Raw genomic sequence first — 23,093 nt, 5'->3', positions numbered from 1 at the left:
CGGGCGTGCGGTGACGCTCAGGTCGACTGGGGTTCGAAGTCCCAGTAGGGCCGGTTGCGGGAGCGCGCCGAAATGGTGTGGACGTGCTGGTCCCCGAGGGTGGCGGCCAGGTCGGCGAGGGCCTCCTGCTCGATCTTCTCGGCCTGCCGGCGCTCCCTGAGGGCGCGCAGGTCGGCGGCGAGGGCGATGCGCGCGGACAGCGTCAGGGGGTGGGTGCGGCCGAGCGTCTCGCCGGCCTGGGTGACCGCGATCTGGCTGAGCGCGGCGGCGCCCTCGGGGTCACCCACGAGGTTGCGCAGCGCGGCGGCGTTGATGGCGCAGCCCAGCGTCCAGGGATGGGCCTCCCCCACCGCGGCGGTCATGTCGGCCAGCGACTGTTCGATGAGGACATGGGCGTGGTCCCGCTCGCCGACACTGCGCAGCACCAGGGCGTGGTTGGCGCGCACCCCGGCGATGTAGGGGTGGCCCTCGGCGAGCATCACCTCGTAGCGGGCGACGACGGACTCGCCTAGCTCCCGGGCCTGGTCGATGTCGCCGTGCTCGCGGGCGAAGCAGCTGGTGGTGGTCGCGAAGCGCAGTGTCTGCGGGTCGGTCTCGCCCAGGACGCGCTCGCAGCGTTCCAGGACGCGGCTGAGCATGGGTCCGGCGGTGGCCCGGTCGCCGCTGCGGTAGTGGCACAGGGCGAGGTTGTGCTCGGCGTCCAGGGTCTGCGGCCGGTCGGCGCCCATGACGATGCGGTTCTCCCGCATGTTCTTGGTCTGGATCGACGCCGCCTCGGCGTAGCGGCCGAGCAGCCGCAGGTCGGTGGCGTACGAGTTCTCCGAGTTGAGCGTCCAGGGGTGGCGGGCGCGCAGCAGCAGTCTGCGTGCCTCCAGCGTCCGCCGGTCGGTGTCGAGGGCCTCCTGGTACCGGCCGAGAAGGCGCAGCGAGACCGCGAGATTGTTCTGGGCGCCGAGGGTGCGGGAGTCCTGTTCGCCGAGGAGGTCCCGGTAGGTCACCAGGAGCCGCTGGGAGAGCGCCAGGGCCTCGTCGTACCGGGCGAGGCCGCGCAGGTCGGCGGCGAGGCCGCTGACGGCGCGGGAGTGGTCGAGGTCCTGCTCGCCGCGCTGCTCGCGCAGATGGTCGACGGCGGCACGCTCGATGGCCTCGGTGCGCTGGTAGTCGCCGACCGCGCGGAGCAGGTTGGCGTAGTGGTGGGTGAGCTCCCAGATCCTCGGGTGGTTTTCGCCGAGCAGTCTGCGCCAGGCCTTGAGTGCGCGTTCGCCGAGCTTGATGCCCGCGCGGTACTCGCCCGAGATGTACATGTAGCGCAGGCAGTTGAAGACCAGCGTCTGCACGGCCGGGTCCTTGCTCTGCAGGACGTCCGCGTACTTCAGGTGCGGGACGATCTCCGCGTAGCCGGGCCACAGCCGGGTGTCGGTGGGCCGTCGGGGGTCGGCCGCGGCCAGGGCCCGCCGCACCACCTCGATGAACTCGGCGCGGTCCTCGTCGGGCATGTCCTTGTGGACGATCTGGTGGACCATGCGGTGCAGGTAGAGGGACTCGCCGGAGGAGGAGGTCTCGTCGCCGGCGGACTCGTGGGACTCCAGGCGGACGACGGAGTACTGGCGGAGCTGGTTGATCGCCTTGTTCCACAGGAGCGGGTCGTTGAGGAGGCCGGCGATCTGTTCGGGCAGCTCGTCGTGCGGCATCTCCTTCAGCAGCCGCACGGGGATGAATCCGGGTGCGAAGAAGGTGCACAGGCGCAGCAGGTCCACGGACTCCGGGACGGTGTCGCGGAGCTTGTTCAGCAGTATCGACCAGGCGGTCTGGAAGGCGACCGGGAAGTCGGTCGAGATCTTGACGACGTCCTGGTCGATGCCGCCTTCGAGAAGGCCGATGTACTCCTCGACGGAGAGCGCCGAGTCGTTGAGCCAGCCGGCGGTCTGGTCGAGCAGGAGGGGCAGGTCCTCCAGTGCCTCGGCGAGCTGGTCGGCCTCGGCCTCCGAGAGCCGCGGGGCGCGCCGGCGGATGAAGGCGACCGACTCGTCGCGGCCGTAGACCGGGACCTCCAGCAGTCGGCTGTTGTGCTCGCTCCACTCGGGGTTGCGCGAGGTGATCAGGACGTGTCCGGGACCGTTGGGCACCAGGTCCCAGATCTGGTCCGGTTCGTCGGCGCCGTCCAGGATGAGCAGCCAGCGCGCGTACGGGTCGCCGCGGCGCAGCGAGTCCCGCACGGCGCGCAGCCGCTCGCCGTACTCGGCGCCGGTGCTCAGCCCCAACTGGGGTGCCAGTTCGGCCAGTCGGCGCCGGTAGGTGACGCGTTTCTCGGCGTTGACCCACCACACGACGTCGTACTCGGAACCGAAGCGGTAGACATACTCGGCCGCCAGCTGTGTCTTGCCCACGCCGGACATGCCGTGCAGGGTGACCACGCCCGCGCCCGGCTCGGCGCCCTGGAGCAGGTGGTAGGCGTCGTTCAGGAGCGGCTCACGGCCGGTGAAGCGGGTGTTGCGGCGCGGTACTCCGCCCCACACCTCGGGCATGGCCGCGGGGAAGCGGGGGCCCTGGCGGGCGCCGTCGGCGGGGACCGGGAGCGGGTCGGCGGGCAGGTCGAGACGGTCCAGGACGCGCCGCTCGGCCTCATCGGCACCCATGTTGTTCAGCTCGACCGCGCCGAGGACGGCGGCGGCGGCGGGCAGGGTGCTGTTGGTGACGGAGACGGCCGCGAACCGGGCCGGATCGGGGGCGACGACCTCGCGCAGGGCGGTGTTCCACTCCTCGTGGGTGCGCGGGCCCAGCTGGAAGTACCACTCGCTGACGATGACGAGGATGCGGCCCTGGGCCAGCATCAGGTCGCGCAGCAGGTCCACGAGCGCGACTTCGGCCGGTGAGTCCCAACGCTGGTACACGACGCGATGGCCGCGCCGCTCCAGGCGGTCCCCGATCCAGGCCGCCCAGGCCCGGTTGAAACCGGCGAAGCTGATCGTGACGGTCTGCTTCGCGGCCCCCCTCTCGGTTGGCCCGACCGGCGTACGAGCTCCAGACATGCAGCGGCCTCCCCGCGTGATTTTAGAACCTGAGCCCGGCAACAACCAGTGGCCTGCCACCAGTAGCTGCTGCCGTGGTTCGTTTCCTCAAACGCGACGATCTTCGCGCAAGGATCTTGAAACGGCTGGCATCCGGGATTATTCGGCGGGTGCATGGCGCTGCGTCCACAGGGCGCGCGCCGCCCGGACGTACGCCGCCGCCCGTGCGGCCTGGCCCCGGGGTGCGGGGCACTCGGCCAGTCGTTCGTACACCCGGACCATCTGGTTCACGAACCTGCGTCCCGGCTCGGTGAGATCGCCCGACCCGACCAGCGTCGGCAGGGCGGCTCCGACCTGCTCCTGATAACGCGCGTGCTGGGCCCAGGCGGCGTCCCGGTCGGCCGGGCGGTCGGCGGCGAGGGCGCGGCGCTGGAAGAAGTCGGCCAGCGCGAGATGGGAGTAGGTGCCCTGCAACAGGCCGTCGTACGGCCGCGGATCGGACCGCCACGGCGCGAAGTAGCGTGCGCTCGGACCTGCGTGATGGAGCGTCAGCATGTCCGTGAGCGCGGCGAGCTTGGTGTGCTGCACCTCGTGGACGAGGGTGGCGGCCAGTGCGGTGGGCCCGGCTGGGGTGCTGCTGAGCACGGCGCCGAAGGCCTCGCGCCGGGTGACGCTGCAACTGCCGCCGGGGCGCCCGCCGGGCAGCGAGCCGGGCGGCGCGGACAGCGGGACCAGACAGCGCAGCAGGGACACGGCCTCCGCGAGCCGCTGCGTGCCGCCGAGCCCGAGGGCGGACGCGGTACCCGACCAGGCGTGCAGCCAGTGCTTGCGTTCCTCGTCGTCGAGCGTCACCGGGCCGCTGAGCGTGTGGGGGCGGGGTCCGCCGCGTGCGGTGCGGTAGGGGTCGAGGTCGTCCAGGGGGACGGGCGCGGAGCCCGGGAGCAGACCGGGGAGCGCGTGCGCGGGGGTCCAGGCGGCGGCGTCGGACCACGCTCCGACACCGGTCTGGAGGCGCACGACCACGTCCGCCGCACCGGCCCTGCGGAACGTCAGACGCCCGCGGCGGTGCACCACGTCCACCGGGGTGTCCCCCGAGGTGGTCGTGCGCAGCGCGCCGAGCGAGGGCAGGGTGAGCACGCCGTCGAGTGCGGTCAGCCGTACCGCGAAGGCGATGCCGGCCCGCGTGGCCGCGGCGGCGGCCAGTGCCCCGAAGTGGGCGAGCCCGCAGGCCAGTTCACGCGCGTCGCGGTCCGTGCGCGGCCCCGGCGGGGTACCCAGTCCGCTCAGGCAGTGCCGGGCCCACGGGCCCACGAACGGATGCAGCAGGAGGGCTCGGACGGAGGACAACGGCGGGGCGGCGAGGGCGGAGACGGCCTCGGCCGCGCCACGCACCACGGCGTCCGCGTGCGCGACCGGATCCGCGTGCGCCGCGGGCTCCGCGTGCACGACGGGATCCAGGTACGGTGCGGGGTCCGGGGGCAGCCCAGGGTGTCCGTACGTCCCGACGGCGCCCCGCGTCCCGCGATCGCCGTGCAGCCCATGGTCGTCCTGCGTCCCGCGATCGCCGTACGCCCCGAGGTCACCCCGCGTGCCGAGATCGCCATGCGTCCCGGCGTACCCGTCCGGCGCCCGTTCGGAGGACAACGGGCCCCGGTGCGCCCGGCCCGGCCGTTCCACCCGGTCGGCCTCCTCCAGGAGCGCCCAGTCGTCCCGCAGCCGGGCCCGTGCCGCGGCGGAGCAGACCGCAGGGCCGGCCGCCTCCGCCGCGTCGAGCACCGCCCGCAGCAACAGCAGCCGTCGCGTGTGCTGGTCGCGGACGAGGAGTCCCAGGGTCTCGGGGCCGCCTTCGGTGCGGCCGAGTTCGGTCAGGGCCCGCTCCGGGACCGCCGGCAGGATCACGGGATGCCTCCTTCGCGAGAGGCGGGGACGGGCGCGGCCCCGGCGAGCCTCTCCGCCACGTGGCGGATGAAGCGCTGGAGGTCGGCGCAGTAGACGGAGGGGTTGGCGAAGCCGTGGCCGGCCCGGTATCGATGCGCGTAGTGTCCGCCGCCGCAGACGGAGAGCAGCGGGCAGGCGCGGCAGGTCGTGGCGAGCCCGGCGGAGCCGGCCTGCCGGGCCACCACACCGGGGTGGCGCAGGGCGTCGTCGAAGCTGTGCCGGAAGACGTCGAGGCCCGTCTCGGCCGCTCCTTCGTAGCAGGACTTCAGTGAGTCGACCTGCTCGATCGACCCGTCGGTCTCCACCACCACGGCGTCGAAGGGGGCCAGGCCCAGCGACTCGGTGGCGGCGGGCAGCCCGAGCAGCAGCGCGACGCACTCCTCGAAGAGACGTACCCGTGTCTCCCGGCGTCCGGCTCCCCACCAGCGGTCGAAGACGGCGCACAGCCAGTCCCCGTACGGGGTTCCGGTGCCGTCCCTGCCCGGTGGCGGGGCGGACCAGTTGCCGTGCGGCAGCAGCAGGTCCAGAGCCGGTGGCCGCAGCGCGAGCAGGGACTCGTAGACCTCGACGGGGTCGGTCGTGGGGTCCACGACGGTGAGGATGCCGGCGTACGCCTCGGGGTGGCGGTCGGCGATCAGGCGGGCGCCGCGCGCGGCGGCGGGCCAGGACGGGCGCCCCGCGCGGTCGGTGCGCAGCGCGTTGTGGGCGGGCAGGCCGCCGTCCAGGCTGATTCCGACCCGGATGCCGTGCCGGGCAAGGACGGCGAGCCGCGGCTCGTCGAGCAGGGTGGCGTTCGTCTGGACGGTGGCGTGGACGGCGCAGGCGCCCGGAACACGGGTCCGCACGAGATCGGTGAAGCGTGCGAGCGTGTCCACGCCCGCGAGCAGCGGTTCGCCGCCGTGCAGCACCAGGGAGACGGCCGTGGCCCGGTGGGCGCGGGCGTGTTCGCCGATGCGTCCCGCGGTCCGCTCCAGCACGGCGGCCGGGGCGGCGGCGGGGCGGGTGCGCCAGCCGCGGTCGGGGCCTTCGTAGAGGTAGCAGTAGCGGCAGGCGAGGTTGCAGCGGCCGTGCATCTTCACGATGAACTGCCGGAAGGGGAACGGCGGTTCATGAGCACTCACGCGGCCGCGCGGGACCGGGGAGCGCGCCGGCGGCCCGGCGGACGCCACCTGCGCCGTGACGGCTGCGGGGGTCGGAGCAACGGTCGGTGTCGAAGTACCGGCGGGGGGCGGAGCACCGGTCGGCGTCGAAGTACCGGCCGGGGCCGGAGCACCGGCCGGCGTCGATGTACCGACGGGGGGCGGAGCACCGGTCGGTGTCGAAGCACCGGCGGGGGCCGGAGCCCCCGTGTGGGGCGGAGGTGTGGCAGGGGCCGGAGGATCGGTGGGTGTCGTCGGGATCACGGAGGTCACCTCGTCAGACACTCCGGCACCCCCATGCTGTCCGGCCCGCGGCTTCGACCGTACGGTCCGTGCCACGGGCCCCTGCCCGTACGGAGCGCCGTCCCCGGCGGTCCGTACGGGGCGCCATTCCCTGGCAGGGGCCCGACACAAACGCGGCACGTTGGAACTTGTCCGGTTCAACCACGGCGCCGACCGGAACTGACGCTTAATGAGCGAAGATTGACCGCTTTTCGCTCGGCTCACCAGCCTCGCTCGACCGTCAGAACGCGTTGTTGAACCCCCACAGCATCTCGCTCGGCTGCCCGGCCCGGTCCCTCAGCTCCGTCAGCACCTCGGCCAGCACCGGGTGCTGGATCGTCCTGAGATCGGCGAGGTCCAGCTCCAGCAGGTCCGGCAGTTCCTCCGGAGCCGGCCGGTCCGCCAGACCGGGCAGCCGCTCCGCGGCGACGTCGGAATCCAGTGCTTCGTCCCGTGCACCCATGTCCTCCCCCTCATCCTCACTCGCCCCGGCGGCCGCCGGTACGCGCTCCCTCACTCCAGCTCGGCCAGTCGCTGAGCCGTCTGCCGGGCCGTCGGCTCGCCCGTGCTCACGGCGCCGTCCGGCAGCCGGGACCACTCGCTCCTGGCGGCCCGGTAGGCCTCACGCGCGGCACGCGGACGCGCCGCCGCCTCGTAGGACATACCCCGCCAGTGGTGCGCCTGCGCGCCCAGCTCCACGGCCTCCTGGCGCCGCCGGTCCGTCTCCGCGTCCTCCTCGGCCTCGCGCGCCGACTCCGCCGCCGCGCGGAAGGCGTCGATGGCCTCGTCGAGCCGCGCCGGCCGGCCGAGGCTCTGGTACGCCTCGAACTGCGCCTGCCCGAGCTCCAGCCAGCAACGCGCGGCCGTCAGCGGTTCGCCGGCCTCCAGGGCCGCGAGCCCGAAGAGGTGCTCGGCCTCCCTCAGGTCCACCCGGTCGCCGCGGACCCGGTAGCGCAGCATCAGGGCACGGCCCAGGAGCAGCAGGCGGTGCGCCAGTTCCGCGCTGCCCGCCGGGGTCTCGGTCCGGCAGTCCCGCAGCACCCGGATGGCCCGGGAGAGCGTCTCCCGGGTGCCGTCGCTGTCGTCCAGCACGGCGCGGCGCAGCAGCGCCTCGCCCCATTCGGCGAGCACGTCCGCGTGCGCGAGGGCGTCCCGGGGCACACCGCGCGCGGCGTGCTCGAACCGCTCCGCGGCGTCCTGGAGTTCGCGCGGGTCGCCCGACTCGCCGTAGCGCGCGACCTTGATGCGCCCGGCGCGGACGGCCAGTTGTGCGCGCAGCCCCTGTTCACGGGTCAGGCCCAGCGCCTCGTCGACATGGGCCTGCGCGTCCTCCAGCGCGCCGCCCGACTTCAGGAGCGCGTCGACCAGGTCGAGGAGCACGCGGACGCGTTCGCGCGGGGTCTCGGCCCCGGCCGGCCGGTCGCCCCCGGGCCCCGCCTCCAGGGCGGCCCGCAGGGAGCGCGCGCCCTGCTCCGCGTACAGCCTGGCCTGTTCGTGGTCGGCCGTGGCCCGCGACAGGTGCAGCAGCACACGGCCGTGCGCCAGCGGGAGTTCGGGCGGCCGGTGGCGCCGGTCCGGCCAGGCGTCCGCGAACGCCTCCAGCATCCCGACCGCGCCCTGGAGCAAGGCGCTGTCGCCGCCGAGGCGCCACTGGGCCTCCAGCGCCCGCACCCGCTCCAGGGTGAGCCGCAGCGCCTCCGCGGCGTCCAGTCCGGGCGCCGCGCAGGCCACCGCGTACTCGCGGTCGGCGCGGCGCAGCAGGTCGAGCGCGCCGCGCCGGTCGCCGCGCCGCCTGCGGTCGGTGGCGGCGGCGTGCAGCACCCGCGCCAGGACCGCCCGCTCGCGCAGGGCCCGTGGGTGCGCGACGGCCCGCTCGGCGGCGGTCTCCGCCTCGCGCAGCAGCTCGGCGCCGCCCTGCACCTCCCACAGCCGCAGCAGGCAGTTGGCGTACTCGGCCCACAGCTCCGGGTCGGCGCCGGCGGGCCGTTCGTGCTCGGTGGCGCCGCGCAGGAACTGCACCGCGTCGATGAGGTCCTGCACCATCCCGTCCGTGTCGAACTGCTCGACGAGGGTGCGGGCCCGGATCACCGCCGTGTGTGTGGGCCGCTCGTCCGCCAGGTCCGCTCGCCCCCGGCCGCCGTACAGCGCGAACTGCTCGGGCAGCGGCATGAACCGCTCCAGGACCCGGGCGGCGACCTCCGCGAAGGGCTGCGGGACCAGCGTGGCGCCGCCGTTGTCGCCGTTGTCCCCGTGGCCGCCCGGATATCCGGTGCCCGGCGCGTAGGGCCGTCCGGAGCCGGCGTCGCCGAGCTGCGCCAGCGCGAGGGCCGGGAAGTTCGGGCCGCCCTTGCCGAAGCGGTACTCGATGTACTCCGAGCAGTGTTTGAGCACCAGCATGGCCTCGTCGCGGCCCAGCGGCGACAGCAGCGCCTCCTGCACGCCGGGCGCGAACTCGTACCACTGGGTGCCGTCCGCGCCGTGCTCCTCGGCCTTGGCACGCGACACCAGGCCGCTGAGCAGCACCTCGGCCAGCTCGGACGGCCCGGAGTCGGGCAGCATGGTCCGCTGCACCAGCTGCATCACCGGCAGGCTGAGCGGCGCCGCGGCCAGATAGCCGGCGAGGCGCCCGGCCGCCTTCGAGGCGTTCGAGCGGAACCGGCTGACCAGTTCGAGGGCGGACAGCCGGCGGCCGGGGCGGGCGGCCCGGGCGGGCGGATGGTCGTGGCGCACCCAGCCGACGGCTCCGGCCACGGGTCCCGCGCCCGCCCCGGACAGCAGGCGGGCCCAGGCGCCGAGCGCGGCGGGCTCGGGCGGCAGGACGGGCACGGGGAGCGCCCCGGCACGGGCCTCGGGCGGGCTGCCGGCCGGCAGCCGGACCCTGAGCGTCGCGGCGCCCGCGAGGGCCTCGCCGCGCGTCAGGTCCCCGTACGAGACGGGCAGCCGGGTGCGGTTCCACATGCGCTGCGGCAGGGGCTGGAGCACGGCGGCGGGGCCCAGCCGGGACAGGTGGTGCAGCAGCCGGTGGGCGTGCCCGCTGTGCCACAGGGGGCCCGCGCAGTCACTGACCAGGAGAGTGATCCGGCGGCCGGTGGGATCGCTGAGCCGGTCGGCGGAGTGCAGGGGGGCCGCGCCGGGCTCGGCGCTGCGGCTGACGGCGGGCTCGCCGTCCGGCCCCTGGTGCAGATGACTGACCTCTATGTCCCAGAAGGCGCCCAACTGGCCGAAAACCTGCTCCAGTTCGGCGAACATCCGGTCCCAGACACGCATCGACGAGGAGGCGTCCATCACCAGCTGGAGCGCCGCGTCGGCCCGGGTCACACCGCGGAACACCGGCAGGACGAGTCCGCCGGCCCGCGCGCTCAGCTCCGCCGTCGCCGTCTCGTCGAGGACCGTGCGCAGCGGCGGTGCCGCGGTGCGGTATCCCTGCAAGGGGCGTAATGCGCGCTGGAGTTCGAGCGGGGAGGGGAACGCGGGGGCCGCCGGGACCCCGACCGGGAGCACCGTCACCCGGCCCTGTCCGTACCCCCGGGGCGCGCCGTCCCGGGGCACCGGGTAGAGCGCGACGCGCCGGTCCGCGCTCTCGTCCTGCGGCGGTGGCGCGGGCCGGTCGTCCGTCACGGGCGGGACGGCATCGCGCGGGTCCGCGCGTTCCGGCACCGGGTCGCGCCCCGTCCCCGGCGTCGTACCGGTGGGCGCGCCTCGGCCCGCCGGCGGTTCGGCGGCGTCGGTGGGACGCGCCCAGCGGGCGAGCCACAGCGTGTCGCAGAGCTGTCCGGCGTCCGGGTCGAGGCCGATCTGCCGCATCCTGGCGACCAGTTCGGCGATCGGATCACCGCCGGAGGCCGTCGCGGGTCCACCGGAGCCGGACGGTCCGGCGGGTCCGGACGGCGTGGCGGGCCCGGACGGGCCGGCAGAGTCGGCGGGCCCGGACGGGCCGTCGGGTCCGGGGGGTACGGCAGGCACGGCGGGCTCGGGCCCGTGGCGCGCCGCGGCATCAGGCATCAGCGCTTCACCTCGGACGGTCGAGTCGCTGGATGAGGAGATCCGCGAGCCGGTCACGACTGGGCGGTGCCGCCGCGTCGGTGAGGTAGATGGCGTTCAACAACTGGTCGGCCGCGACGAGTTCGCTGCGCGAGCGCTCCAGGAAGTGGGTGATGAGGTCGTCCCCGGCCCGCGCGGCCTCGTCGCCCAGGTGCGCGCGTACGAAGGTGGCGAGCCGTTTGTGGTCGGGCCGGCCCAGTTCGAGGTGGATGCAGCGGCGCATCAGCGGGGCGGGGAAATCGCGCTCGCCATTGCTGGTGAGCACGACGAAGGGAAAGGCACGGCAGCGCACCCGGCCGTCGCGCACCTTCGCCTTGGTGCCGTCCGCGGTGAGCACCTCGGCCTCGCCGCCGGGCAGCCGGTCGGCGACGCGCTCCAGCTCGGGGATGGCGAACTCGCCCTCCTCCAGCACGTTCAGAAGGTCGTTGGGCAGGTCGATGTCGCTCTTGTCGAGCTCGTCGATGAGCAGCACCCGCGGGGTGTCGGAGGGGAGCAGCGCGGTGCCGAGCGGACCGAGACGGATGTAGCTGCCGATGCCCTCGACGGAGCCCGGCGCCCCGGGAGTGGCCGGATCGCTGCCCAGCGGTGCGGCGATCTGGACGTCCTGGAGCCGGGCGATCGCGTCGTAGTGGTACAGCCCGTCCTGGAGGCTGGACCGGCTGACGATCGGCCAGCGCAGCACGTTGCCCAGGCCCAGTTCGTACGCCACCGAGTGCGCGAGGGTGCTCTTGCCCGCCCCGGGGCTGCCGGTGACCAGCAGCGGGCGGCGCAGGTAGAGCGCCGCGTTGATCATTTCGAGTTCCTCGGCGCCGGGCCGGTGCAGTTCGGCCAGGTGCCGGTGCGCACCGAGCCTGCGGTCCTCGGAGCCGTCGCCGTCGCTCCCGGCCGTGTCCCGGCTCGCGAAGTCCCGCCACGGAGGCGGTGCGGGGAGACGGGCCAGGCCGTCATGGGGTTCGCCGGCGCCTCGGTAGATGAGCCACTCACTGGATTCGGTCATTGCCCAGTCCTCGTCGTCACTCGACCCCCCACGACAGCCGTCGATCGTGCTTCACCGTATCGACCCTCGGTGACCGCCGTAAGAGCCCGGAAGGGGCTCCTGACGGTGACTCGGTGCGGCCCTGGCCCGGTTCCTCCGGCGGTCACGGTCACGGCGCCTCCAACAGGTCACCGGTCCCCGGCAGCGGCCGGCGCGGATCGTCATAGAACAGGGCGATTCCGTCGGCCCAGAAGGTCTCCGGCTTGCCCGCCCGCAGTCCGGCGCGCAGCGCGTGCACCAGCTCCGGGAGCCGGTCCGCGCTGCCCGCACCGGCCACGGTGTCCCCGGCCCTTCGGTGGAACTCACCGCACACTGCGTCGGGTTGGCCCCGCCAGCGCCGCCACAGGGCGACTCCGTACCCGCCGTGCACGATCCGCACGAGCGCCCCGGGGTCGCCGTCGAAGCGGTGGTCGCCGTAGCGGCACAGCACGGGGATCGTCCGGTGCGGCAGCCCGCGCAGCCACTCGCCGGGCGGCACGGGTACCCGCAACCCGTCCTCGCAGTCGAGGACTTCGGCCCGTGCGCCGTAGGCATGGATCCACCGCCATCTGGCCTCCCGCTCCTCCTGCTCGTCGTCCGGGGCGGATTCCTTCCCGCCGACCGCGAAGAGTGCGTCTCCGTCGGGCAGTTGTTCGCGGTCGGCGCAGCGCACGACGACGGGCCGGTGGGCGCCGAGCGGAGGCTCGTCCGGGCCGAGCTCCCAGGCGTCGACGTCGAGACCGAGCAGCAGATGGGGCAGCGCGACCTGGAGGTCCGCGGGCCGCCCCGGTTCGTCGCACTGGCGGAACGCCTCCGCGAGCGGCTGCGCGAGGACACCGGGCAGATCCTCCAGCGGGACCCGCTCGCCGTCGCGCAGCCGCGCCACCTCACCGGTCGGGTGGCCCACCGAGACGTGCCAGTCGCAGCGGCCCGGTTCCCAGCCGAGCTGCTCCAGTTCGAGCAGGACGAACATGCGGGGCGCGCGATCGGCCGCATGCGCCGCCGCGCGCGCCGCCCGTGCATCGGCCGGGGACGGGTCGTGCCGCGGCACCTGGAGCCGCTCGATCCACTGCTGGCTCAGGCGCCGCCGGTACGCCGGACCCGGGCGGCCCTCCGCGATCTGCCGCACCCACTCCCACAGCGCCCGCTCGGCTGCCTGGGTGCCGGGGGTGACGAAGGGACGCTCGGCGGACATGGCCCGCATCGCGTAGTCGAGGACGAGTTCCAGGGCGCCGTCCTGTCGCGAGCTCTCGTACAGCGCGCCCAAGGCGTCGCGCCAGCCGCGCGGCGCCGGATGCGGGATCGCGGCCCGGCCGCCGAGGAGCGATTCGAGCAGACCGAGCAGGGAGCGGGTGCTGACCGGGGGCGGCAGGTCGGCCAGCCTGCCGAGCAGCTGGGTCCGCTCCTCCGGGCTGAGCGCCCGTCCGGGCCGCGCACCGAGCTCGTTCTGCACGTCGGCCCAGGTGCTGCGGGCGGTGTCGGGGTGCCGCTGCCGGTCACGGTGGTAGCGGTCGTGGGCGTGGAAGACGGCCTGATAGACGTCGTCGTGCTCGGCCGGCACCTCGTCCGCCGGCACGGGCAGGGACCGTAACTGCTCCACTCCCGTGCAGGTGCCGCCGAGGCCGCGGTCCGCCTGGGACTTCAGGACACCCACGACCTCCCCGCGCGCGAGATCGACGACCGGCCCGCCGGAGACGCCGGGCGGCAGCACGTCGCCGCCCAGCCGGATCTGCTCGTCGTCCGACCAGCCGCCGAGGGTCCCCTGGACCTTGCACGTCCCGCTGAGCCGGCGCAGCTCGCCGCCGACCACGGACCAGCCCGAGTAGAGGACGACCGCCTCCTCGTAGTACGCGGCGGGCCGCTCGGTGACATAGGCGCAGTCGTGGTCCACCGGCTCGCGCAGCCGCACGAGCGCGAGGTCCGGGGCCGGCCACGTGCCGCGGACGGGACGCTCGGCGTGCTCCGGGAGGGCCGCCGCGACCTCGCCCGCCACGGCGGACGTACCCCGGCCCGGCCCCGTCTCGTAGACCACCGTCACCTCGCCCCCCTCGCCGCTCCGAGCCACGTGCGCGCAGGTCAGAACCCAGTTCGGAGCGAGGAAGAAGCCGCTCCCGAGGAACGTGCCGGGTTCGTCCAGGGCATACCCGGAGCCCGCGCGATGGATGCGCACCGTGGCCGCCATGACGAGATCACGCAGCGCACGGTGAGCGTTCCCGGGGCCGCCCGGTGCGCCCGGGGCGTGCCCGTCCGTCATGCCCCGCCCCCGGCGGCGGAGTCACCGGGGCCGCCGTGCGCCGGGGCGCCGGGGGACGCGCCCGCGTGCGGGCCGGCCGTCCCGTCCGCCCGGGCGGTCGCGTCGGCAGCCGTGGTGCGTGTGTCGCCCCCGGTGCCGTCGAGGTCCGGCGGGCCGCCGTTCCACGTGAGCGTCACCGTGATCCCGGCCTTGGCCTCCCCGTCGGCGAGCAGGCCGACCACCTTGCCGGCCTTCGCCGTCAGTTCGATCCCGAACTCCACGCTGACCTCGTCCGGCCGCACGGCGCGCAGCGGCGCGGCCAGCGAACGCGCGACTCCCGTGATCACCGACTGCAGGCTCTCGACCTGCGCCTCGATCCGCTCACCGAACCCGGTGTCCGTGAACGACAGCTCGCCCGAAGAGAGCTCCAGCTCCTCCGCCCCCGAGATCCGTGCCCACACCGGTGTCCCGTCCGGCAACTCGATCCGTGCGATCCGGGTCACTGCGTCACCCATGGCATCCCCCGTTCCCCCACGCCCCCGTGGTACCGCCGACCTTGCAGGCTAGCCGCAGGGGAGCGCCCACGACAGAGGACCTCCGCGCGCCGCCCGCCCCACCTATCCTTTTCCCAGCGTTGCACTTCACTTTCACCGACGGAGCACCATCCATGTACTTCACCGACCGTGGCATCGAGGAACTTGAGAAGCGGCGCGGCGAGGAAGAGGTCACCTTCGAGTGGCTCGCCGAGCAGCTGCGCACGTTCGTCGACCTCAACCCGGACTTCGAGGTGCCCGTGGAGCGGCTGGCGACCTGGCTGGCACGACTGGACGACGAGGACGACGAGGAGTAGGCGGGAGGTTCCTCAGGCCCTGCCCCGGGCGCGGGACGGCGGCGCCGCCCACGGCGCCTGCGGCCCCGCCTGTGCCGCCTGTGCCGCCTGTGGGAACGGGGCCCGCCGCCCGAAGAGACGGCGGACCCCGCCTTTCACCGCTGGGTCCACCAGACGAGGCCGGTCACCACGGCCGCGCCGAGCGCGGACGTCAGGCCCTGGACCAGACCGTGACCGGCGGTGCGGCCCAAGGACCGCAGACCGCTTCGTCGCTTCGCCCGGAGGCCTCGTCCGGCGTGGGACGACGGCGAGGTGTCCGTCGGACGCCCGTGAACCGGGCAGATCGACGTGTCTTCCGGGTCACTCGTAGCATCGGGTGGGCAACCCATGGTTCTCTCCCTGATCGGTGGAGCTGTCGGGCTACGCACGCGGCCCCCTGTGAGCGCAGGGGGCCGCACTCGTCTCCTCCTCCCTTCGTCGGAGCGTCGGACCACGCGTGACGGCACCTGTGAGCGCAGGGCCGCAGCGAAAGAGACTCGACATCCCTTTCCTGCAAGGCCGTTGCCGTCTGCGGGACCGTACCGGGCGATCGGACACGACTGTCAGGTGTTGCACGGGGCCCTCCAGCAGGTGTCCGGCGTCGGGCAGCGGCGGGTACGGGTCGTCGTAGAACAGGGCGATGCCGTGGGCCCGGAAAGTCAGCGCCCGGCCTTCCCACCGGTGGAATTCCCCGCACACGGCATCGGGCCGGCCCCGTCACGGCACGACCCGGGGCCGCCCTGAACGATGTGTGCGACAAGGCACTCCCCTCTGGTCGTCGTGAAGCCGGTCGCCCCGGCGGCAGAGCACCGGCACCGTGCCGCGGATCCGCAGAGACAGGTCGGACCCCGGTTCGGAGCGATGAAGAAGCCACTTCCGAGGAACGTGCCGGGTTCGACCAGGGGCATACCCGGAGCCCGCGCGACGGGTGCGCACCGTGGCCGCCATGACGCGATCGCACAGCGCACCGTGACGGGTCCCGAGGCCGCTCTGTGCGCCCCCGGCGAACCCGCTGGCGCATCGCCGGCTCCGCGGGCGTGTGGGCCCGGCCCGCAGCGCCTCCTCCGCGGGCCTGTGGCCGCGGCCACGCCGGGACGTGTGGTTCGCCGCGTCAGTCGAAGGCGCGCAGCCGGTCGTAGGCCAGGCCGAGACCGCCGTGGACCGTCAGGAGCGCTCCCGCGGCGATCCACCCGGCGCTTCGCCGCCGTACGCCCCAGGCGGTGAGCGGGAGGCCGGCGCCGACTTCGGCGGAGGCCAGGACACGTGCCCTCGTGCCGCGGAACCAGGACCCCAGGACTCCGTCCTCCGACGTGCCCGGTTCCGCGTGCACGGCCGCGATCCGACGGTCCCACTCCGTCTGCTCGGCCCCGGGCAGGATGCGGGCCACCTCACGGAGCCGGTCCAGGGGCACCCCCGGGCCGAGCCCGGCGGGGAGCACCATTCCCGTGCGGGTGAGGACGGCGAGGAGCACGCGCACGCGCGCGTGCCCGTCGGCACCGGGGTCGGGCTTCGTCAGGTGCTCCAGGTCCTGCATGTCGAGCACCGGGTCCAGGCCGAGCCGGGCGGCGAAGGTGCGCATCGCCTCGTCCTCGCCGACCGGGGTGCCGTCCGCCAGCCATTCGTAGCCGACGGGACGGCGGAACCCGGAGGCCAGGGTGCAGCCGCTGCGGTCGGCGTCCCACCACAGGGCCAGTACGGGCCAGGGGGTGCTGACGGCCAGGGCCGCGGCCCACCCGGCGAGAACCCGGTCGACGGATTCGGCGCCGTGCCGCCAGGGACCGCCCTCCGGCACCAGCACGCTCCACTCGGGTCCGGCGCCGGCGAACAGTATCCGCTCGTGCAGCAGCCGGGCGGCGGGACCGACGGACGCGGGGTGCGCACGGCACAGGAGCAGGGCACCGGGACCTCGGGCCGAGGGCCCACCGGACGCAGTCGACATAGTCACATTTTAGGGCGATTTGCCTGCTCCAAACCGCACTTGATACCCGGAACGGGTGTCTTGACTTTCGCGATCCGCGATATATCGTGAATGGCAGAAGACGCGATATGGCGCGTCGCGTTCGGGCTCGCGTGGGGGTCCGGCCCGGTCGAGGAGGTCTGCACCATGTCCGAGTGGTCCGTCGCAGAGCCGCAGAAGCTCTCCTTCGACGACCCGGTGACGGCACTGCACGTGCGCGTCGTCAACGGAACGGTGAACGTCGTGGGCACCGACGAGGGTTCCGCCCGCCTGGAGGTCTCCGATCTGGAGGGCCCGCCGATACGGGTGACCCAGCAGGACGGCACCCTCACCGTGGCGTACGAGGACCTTCCTTGGAAGGGCTTCCTCAAATGGCTCGACCGCCAGGGGTGGCGTCGTGACGTGGTGGTCTCGCTCGCCGTCCCGAGCGACACCCGGGTCGAGGTCGGGGTGGTGGGCGCGGCCGCCGTGGTCTCCGGGATGGACGGGCGCGTCGAGGTGAAGGGCGTCACCGGCGACACGACGCTCGTCCGCGTCGCCGGGCCCGTGCGCGTGGACACGGTGTCCGGGAATCTGGAGGCGCAGGCCGTCACGGGCGACCTCCGTTTCAATTCCGTCTCCGGCGACCTGACCGTGGTCGAGGGCTCCGGGGCCTCCGTGCGCGCCGACTCGGTGAGCGGCTCGATGATCGTGGATCTCGACCCCACGGGCACCCCGACGAACGTCCAGCTGACGAACGTCTCGGGCGAGATCGCCATCCGCCTCCCGCACCCGGCGGACGCGGAGGTGGAGGCGAACACCGCGAGCGGCACCGTCTCCAACGCCTTCGAGGACCTCAGGGTCAGCGGGCAGTGGGGCGCCAAGAAGATCACCGGCAGGCTCGGCGCCGGCAATGGCAGGCTGAAGGCGATCACCGCCTCCGGCTCCATCGCACTGCTGCGCAGGCCACCGGCCGAGGACGATCCGTACGACGACGGCCCGGAGCCGCTCGACGACACCCCGGTCGAGGTCCCCGCGGACACCGTGGCCCAGCCCCCGGCCGGCGGAGCCGCCGGGACCGACGACCCGGCCGACGGCACGGCGACCGACGACACCGCAGCCGATGACGCCGCTCCGACGCCCGGCACCGCCCCGTCCGACGCATCGACCGACGCATCGACCGACGCATCGACCGACGCCTCGACTGCCGACAAGGACGCATCGACCGACAAGAAGGTGCTCTGACATGCCTCCCGTCTTCGCCCACGGCCGTCTGCGCCTCTACCTCCTCAAGCTGCTGGACGAGGCCCCGCGCCACGGGTACGAGGTGATCCGGCTCCTGGAGGAGCGCTTCCAGGGGCTGTACGCGCCGTCGGCCGGCACCGTGTACCCGCGGCTGGCCAAGCTGGAGGCGGAGGGGCTGGTCACCCACACCACCGAGGGCGGCCGCAAGGTGTACGCGATCACGGACGCCGGCCGCGCCGAACTGGCCGACCGCAGCGGCGAACTGGCCGATCTGGAGCTGGAGATCCGCGAGTCGGTGGCGGAGCTGGCGGCGGAGATCCGCGCCGACGTCCGGGGCGCCGCGGGCGACCTGCGCCGCGAGATGAGGGCGGCGGCCACGGAGGCCAGGCGGGGCCCGAAGGGCGGCGGGGCGAAGGAACGCGACGGCTCCGCGGGCGACTTCGGCGGCATCGGCGACTTCCAGGACAAGGAGTCGTGGCGGGCGGCGAAGGAGGAGATGCGACGCGTCCGCCAGGAGTGGAAGGAACAGGCCCGCCGCGCCAAGGACGAGAGCCGCCGCGCCCGCGACGAGGCCCAGCGCGCCCGCCGCCAGGCCAAGGAGGCCCAGGAGAGGGCCCGCGCCCAGGCGCAGGAGGAGATGCAGCGCATGGCGAAGCGGGTCCAGGAGCAGGTCCAGGACCATTTCGCCCGGGGCGACTGGCCCACGGGCGTGCGTGAGGGCCTGAGTGAACTGGCCAAGGAGTTCGGCGAGTTCGGCAAGAACTTCGGCAAGGACTTCGGCTTCGGCCGCACCCCGTCCGGGGCGCCCACGGATCCGGAGTACACGGACACCCCGAAGGACTTCCCCGCCGGCTACGAACCTTCGTGGGCCCACGAGGAGTCCACCGGCAACCCCGCCCGCGACCTCGACCGCCTGCTGGACCGCTTCCGCGACGACATCCGCGACGCCTCCCGCGACCACGGGGTCACGGAGGAGCAACTGCGGGAGGCCCGCCGCCACCTGTCGACGGCGGCGGCCCACATCGGTGCGGCGCTGCGGGGGCCGCTCGCCTCCGACGAGCGCTGACCTCGGGACCAGCGCCGTGCCCCGGTCCTCGACATTGCGGACCGCCAACGCCCGAGGCGGGCAGGACCGTCGACCCCGGGGTCCGCGCCGCCGGGGCCTGGCGGGATGGCCCGGCCCGGCGGGTCGGGACTTCCCGCCCCGCTCGACCCGAGGCGGACCAGGGTCACCGGACCCTGGACAGTCGACCCCCGAGGCGGGCAGGACCGTCGACCCCGGGGTCCGCGCCGCCGGGGCCTGGCGAGATGGCCCGGCCCGGCGGGTCGGGACTTCTCGCCCCGCACGGCCCGAGGCGGCCCAGAGCGGACCAGGGTCACCGGAGCCGCACGCGCCCCAAGCCCCTCCAGCCACCCAAGCCGCGCGGGCTGACGGCCGCCAAGCCGCCAAGCCAGGCTGCCGGACGCGGCACCCCAGGTCCTCGGGCCCCGGGTCCGCGGGGCCCCGGCACTCCTCCGCCCCGGCCCCGTCCGAGCCATCCAAGGCACGGAGTGTCCGCTCCGCTGGAATCGATGCCCGTTCCACCGTCTCCGCGTCGCGCGGGAGCGGACCCGGCACGGCGGCCTGACGCGGGGACCGGGCAAGCGGTGGGCCGCCTCGGTCGCGGAGGCGCTCTACGCCCCCGGACCTCACCCCGCCTCGGCCGCGCCTCCGTCGCCGTACAGCACCCGCGTCACCGTCTCGTACGTCACCCCGTGGTCGGCGAGGACCTCCGCGGCGACACCGCCTCGCGCGGTGAGTGCCATGAGCAGGTGCTCGTCACCGATGTGCCGGTCCCGGCGGGCATGGGCCATCCTCAGGGACTGCACCAGCACCCCCTTGGCCTCCGGCGCGAAAGGCCGCCGTCGCGTCCGCCGCCCGTCCCCGGACTTGGCCCCCGCTCCGGATCCCGGCCCCAACGCACCTTCCCCGTGGGCCTCCTCGACCCGGGAGACGATCTCCGACAGATCGATACCGAGCCCGGACAGGGCTTCGGCGTCGGCACGGGACAGGCCACCGCGACGGCGCACCTCGGCGAGGTCGCGCTCGACCGAGTCCCGGCGGTCGGCGAGACCGAGCGCGGCCAGGGCGAAGGAGCCCCGGCTGCCCTCCCGGTCGAGGAGCGCGAGCAGCATGTGCTCCTCCGCCACGGTGTCGGCGCCCGTCCTCTCGGAGTGCAGCACCGCCCCCTCGACGACGGCACGCGCATCCTTCGTGAACCGCTCGAACATCACTGCCTCCCGTACTTCTTGTGCACGGCCTGCCTGCTCACTCCGAGTTCCGCAGCGATCTCCTGCCAGGACCAGCCCTGATTGCGCGCACTGCGCACCTGTACCGCCTCCAGCTGCTCCAGCAGCCTCCGCAGCGCGGAGACGGCCCGCAGCCCGATCCGCGGATCGCGATCACCCGCGCGCTCGGCGAGATCTGTTGCTTCGGTCATGATGTCAACTTACGTTGACACGCCCGCTCATGTCAACCATGGTTGACACATGCCGACGGCCGGCCCGGGAACCCGGACCGGCCGTGAAGGAAGCGCGAGAGAAGAGAAGACGTCAGCCGTTCGTCAGCACGATCTTCCCGAACTGGTCGCCCGACGCGAGGCGTTCGAACCCTTCGCGGGCACGGTCGAGCGGAAACACCTCGTCGATGACGGGACGCACACCGGTCGCGGCACAGAAGGACAGCAGGTCCTCCAGCTCGTCCTTGGTGCCCATCGTGGAACCGACGACCTTGAGTTCGAGGAAGAAGATGCGCGTCAGCTCGGCGTGGGACGGCCGGTCGCCGCTGGTGGCGCCCGAGATGACCAGGCTGCCGCCGGGGCGCAGCGACTTCACCGAGTGGGACCAGGTGGCCGCGCCGACCGTCTCGATGACGGCGTCCACGCGCTGCGGGAGCCGCGCGCCGGACTCGAAGGCCTCGACGGCTCCCAGCTCGACGGCGCGCTTCCGCTTGGCCTCGTCCCGGCTGGTGGCGAACATCCGCAGCCCCGCGGCCTTCCCGAGCACGATCGCGGCGGTGGCCACGCCGCCGCCCGCGCCCTGCACGAGCACGGAGTCGCCGGGCCGCACCCCGGCGTTGGTGAAGAGCATGCGGTACGCCGTCAGCCAGGCGGTCGGCAGACAGGCGGCCTCCTCGAAGGACAGTTCCTTGGGCTTCGGGAGGACGTTCCACGTCGGGACGGAGACCTGCTCGGCGAAGGTGCCCTGGTAGCGCTCGGTGAGGATGGAACGGGGCTCGTCGGGGCCGACCCCGTGTCCGCTCTGGCCGATGACGGAGTGCAGCACGACCTCGTTGCCGTCCTCGTCGACTCCGGCGGCGTCACAGCCGAGGATCATCGGCAGCTTGTCCTCGGCCAGGCCGACCCCGCGCAGGGACCACAGGTCGTGGTGGTTCAGCGAGGCGGCCCGCACGTTCACGGTGGTCCAGCCCGGCCTCTTCTCCGGGGCCGGGCGCTCCCCCAACTCCAGGCCGCTCAGCGGCTGGTCACGGTCGATTCGGGCGGCATAGGCAGCGAACATGACCTTGACGATAGGCTCCGCCCCCGCCGCACGGAACCATGTCCCGGTGTGACACAGGTCCCGCCACGCCCGGCGGCCCGCTCCCCGGCGTGTTTCGCCCCCTCCGCCCCTTCCCGTCCCGTACCCGGGGCTCCGCCCCGGACCCCGCCCCTCACACGCCGGAGGGGCTGATTTCAGCCCGTCCGGCGCTTGAGGACGAGGCCGTCCAGGCCGATCGGGGGTCTGGGGGCGGAGCCCCCTGGGACACGGGACGGGCAGGGGCGGAGGGGGCGAAACACCACCCGCCCGGACCAACCCCGGACACAGAGCCCTACCGGACCGACCCGCCTCCGGGAAAGGAAACCGACCGGCCCCCGGGAAAGGAAAGGGCCCCGCCGGGACAACCCGGCGGGGCCGCAGCGCACGCAACCGCGTCAGCGGCGACGCGCCCCGTCAGCGTCGAGCCACACCCTCGGCCCGCGCGGCCGCGGCAACCGCCGCGGTGACCGCCGGAGCGACCCGCTCGTCGAACGGCGAGGGGATCACGTAGTCGGCGGAGAGGTCGTCCCCGACGACCGCGGCCAGCGCATCGGCCGCCGCGATCTTCATTCCCTCGGTGATCCGGGACGCCCGCACCTGGAGCGCTCCGGCGAAGATCCCGGGGAAGGCCAGCACGTTGTTGATCTGGTTCGGGAAGTCCGACCGCCCGGTCGCGACGACGGCCGCGTACTTGTGGGCGATGTCGGGGTGCACCTCGGGATTCGGGTTGGCCATGGCGAAGACGAACGCGCCCTCGGCCATCGAGGCCACCGCCGGCTCCGGCACCGTACCGCCGGAGACGCCGATGAAGACGTCGGCGCCCGCCAGGGCGGACTCCAGCGACCCGGTGATCCCGGCCTTGTTGGTGATCTCCGCCAGCTCACGCTTGACGTCCGTCAGGTCGTCCCGGTCGCGCGACACGACACCCTTGCGGTCCGCGACGGCGACGTCGCCGAGCCCCGCCTCCAGCAGGAACTTGGCGATCGCGACCCCGGCCGCACCGGCGCCGGAGATCACCGCACGCAGGTCGCCGAGCGAGCGCCCGGTCAGCTTCGCGGCGTTCCGCAGGGCCGCGAGGGTGACCACCGCGGTCCCGTGCTGGTCGTCGTGGAAGACGGGAATGTCCAGCCGCTCCTGGAGCTTCCGCTCGATCTCGAAGCACCGCGGTGCCGAGATGTCCTCCAGGTTGACTCCGCCGAAGGAGGGCGCGAGCCGGGCCACGGTCTCGACGATCTCGTCGACGCCCGTGCAGTCGAGCGCGATCGGGACGGCGTCCACGCCGCCGAACTGCTTGAAAAGAATCGCCTTGCCCTCCATGACCGGGAGGGAGGCCTCGGGACCGATGTCCCCGAGACCCAGGACAGCCGTACCGTCCGTCACGACGGCGACGACGGACGACTTCCAGGTGTAGTCATGGACGAGTTCGGGCTGCTCGGCGATCGCGCTGCACACTTTCGCGACGCCGGGCGTGTACGCCAGGGACAGGTCGTCCTTGTCACGGACGGGCACGGTGGCCTGCACGGCCATCTTGCCGCCGCGGTGCAGCGCGAATGCGGGATCGAAGGAATCGAGGGGCTCGGCCCCTCCGTCCTGATCCGTATTGCTGTCGCTGCGAGGATTGACGATCTCCGCTGCCACTTTGTTTTACCCCTTAAATCTTCATGGGTTGAGGGTGACCACTCCTGGTTGAGGGGTGGGCGGGCACCGCGCAGACCCTGCCGCCGTGATTGCGTACGGGCCGTGCGCGACGGGCGCGCCGCACACGCGCCCTGAGCCCCGGATGAGGGGTGTAAAGAACCTTCTTACCCGACT

Annotated in this window: 16 protein-coding genes; 3 read left to right on the top strand and 13 right to left on the bottom strand. The window is 73.8% G+C overall.

What is annotated here, in order from left to right; genetic code table 11:
• Nucleotides 1–17: 17 nt before the first annotated feature.
• The 8 genes from fxsT to ACSYGO_RS30635 all read right to left on the bottom strand — a co-directional run bounded on the left by fxsT (nucleotide 18) and on the right by ACSYGO_RS30635 (nucleotide 14,171).
• Nucleotides 18–3,029, bottom strand: a complete 3,012-nt coding sequence (fxsT, locus tag ACSYGO_RS30670; RefSeq protein WP_460388381.1) for an FxSxx-COOH system tetratricopeptide repeat protein — start codon at nucleotides 3,027–3,029, stop codon at nucleotides 18–20.
• 138 nt (nucleotides 3,030–3,167) lie between these two features.
• Entirely contained in the window at nucleotides 3,168–4,904 is a 1,737-nt protein-coding gene (locus ACSYGO_RS30665; protein ID WP_460389784.1) for an aKG-HExxH-type peptide beta-hydroxylase, read from the bottom strand.
• Nucleotides 4,904–6,019 carry an FxsB family cyclophane-forming radical SAM/SPASM peptide maturase gene (locus ACSYGO_RS30660; protein WP_460389783.1) on the bottom strand — a complete coding sequence of 372 codons (1,116 nt, stop codon included), beginning with the start codon at nucleotides 6,017–6,019 and terminating at the stop codon, nucleotides 4,904–4,906. Before ACSYGO_RS30660 ends, ACSYGO_RS30665 begins: the two co-directional genes overlap by 1 nt.
• A gap of 589 nt (nucleotides 6,020–6,608) precedes the next feature.
• Complete coding sequence (fxsA, locus tag ACSYGO_RS30655; protein ID WP_037764743.1) at nucleotides 6,609–6,830, bottom strand: FxSxx-COOH cyclophane-containing RiPP peptide; 222 nt, start codon at nucleotides 6,828–6,830, stop codon at nucleotides 6,609–6,611.
• 50 nt (nucleotides 6,831–6,880) lie between these two features.
• Entirely contained in the window at nucleotides 6,881–10,369 is a 3,489-nt protein-coding gene (locus ACSYGO_RS30650; protein WP_460388380.1) for an SAV_2336 N-terminal domain-related protein, read from the bottom strand.
• Between the two features lie 7 nt (nucleotides 10,370–10,376).
• Complete coding sequence (locus tag ACSYGO_RS30645) at nucleotides 10,377–11,405, bottom strand: AAA family ATPase (RefSeq protein WP_095936584.1); 1,029 nt, start codon at nucleotides 11,403–11,405, stop codon at nucleotides 10,377–10,379.
• A gap of 148 nt (nucleotides 11,406–11,553) precedes the next feature.
• On the bottom strand, nucleotides 11,554–13,677 hold the full coding sequence (locus tag ACSYGO_RS30640) for a VMAP-C domain-containing protein (RefSeq protein WP_432175693.1): 2,124 nt from the start codon (nucleotides 13,675–13,677) through the stop codon (nucleotides 11,554–11,556).
• Entirely contained in the window at nucleotides 13,674–14,171 is a 498-nt protein-coding gene (locus ACSYGO_RS30635) for a CU044_2847 family protein (protein WP_426679717.1), read from the bottom strand. Before ACSYGO_RS30635 ends, ACSYGO_RS30640 begins: the two co-directional genes overlap by 4 nt.
• Nucleotides 14,172–14,323: 152 nt before the next feature.
• Here ACSYGO_RS30635 and ACSYGO_RS30630 point away from each other — a divergent pair, with 152 nt between their 5' ends.
• Nucleotides 14,324–14,506, top strand: a complete 183-nt coding sequence (locus tag ACSYGO_RS30630) for a DUF6104 family protein (RefSeq protein ID WP_005312030.1) — start codon at nucleotides 14,324–14,326, stop codon at nucleotides 14,504–14,506.
• Between the two features lie 1,129 nt (nucleotides 14,507–15,635).
• Here the strand turns inward: ACSYGO_RS30630 and ACSYGO_RS30625 are convergent.
• The gene (locus ACSYGO_RS30625) at nucleotides 15,636–16,463 is read right to left on the bottom strand and encodes a hypothetical protein (protein WP_460388378.1); all 828 of its coding nucleotides are present in this window, start codon (nucleotides 16,461–16,463) and stop codon (nucleotides 15,636–15,638) included.
• A gap of 165 nt (nucleotides 16,464–16,628) precedes the next feature.
• Between ACSYGO_RS30625 and ACSYGO_RS30620 the strand changes: the two genes are divergently transcribed.
• Nucleotides 16,629–17,705 (top strand): DUF4097 family beta strand repeat-containing protein, encoded by a 1,077-nt coding sequence (locus ACSYGO_RS30620; RefSeq protein WP_460389782.1) that lies wholly within the window; start codon nucleotides 16,629–16,631, stop codon nucleotides 17,703–17,705.
• 1 nt (nucleotide 17,706) lies between these two features.
• A complete protein-coding gene (locus ACSYGO_RS30615; protein WP_432175695.1) occupies nucleotides 17,707–18,771 on the top strand; it encodes a PadR family transcriptional regulator in 1,065 nt (354 codons plus the stop codon).
• A gap of 623 nt (nucleotides 18,772–19,394) precedes the next feature.
• Here ACSYGO_RS30615 and ACSYGO_RS30610 read toward each other — a convergent pair.
• The 4 genes from ACSYGO_RS30610 to ACSYGO_RS30595 form a co-directional block, all read right to left on the bottom strand.
• Nucleotides 19,395–19,976: a Clp protease N-terminal domain-containing protein gene (locus tag ACSYGO_RS30610; protein WP_426679720.1), complete on the bottom strand. Its 582-nt coding sequence runs from the start codon at nucleotides 19,974–19,976 to the stop codon at nucleotides 19,395–19,397.
• Nucleotides 19,976–20,185 (bottom strand): helix-turn-helix domain-containing protein, encoded by a 210-nt coding sequence (locus ACSYGO_RS30605; RefSeq protein WP_010984411.1) that lies wholly within the window; start codon nucleotides 20,183–20,185, stop codon nucleotides 19,976–19,978. Before ACSYGO_RS30605 ends, ACSYGO_RS30610 begins: the two co-directional genes overlap by 1 nt.
• A gap of 112 nt (nucleotides 20,186–20,297) precedes the next feature.
• Complete coding sequence (locus tag ACSYGO_RS30600) at nucleotides 20,298–21,263, bottom strand: zinc-binding dehydrogenase (RefSeq protein WP_426679721.1); 966 nt, start codon at nucleotides 21,261–21,263, stop codon at nucleotides 20,298–20,300.
• Nucleotides 21,264–21,695: 432 nt separating this feature from the next.
• Nucleotides 21,696–22,919, bottom strand: a complete 1,224-nt coding sequence (locus ACSYGO_RS30595) for an NAD(P)-dependent malic enzyme (RefSeq protein ID WP_359489701.1) — start codon at nucleotides 22,917–22,919, stop codon at nucleotides 21,696–21,698.
• Nucleotides 22,920–23,093: the final 174 nt, after the last annotated feature.

Source organism: Streptomyces krungchingensis (assembly GCF_054729265.1).
Note: the sequence above shows the minus strand (reverse complement) of the source record. Positions and strands in the feature narration are given on the sequence as shown.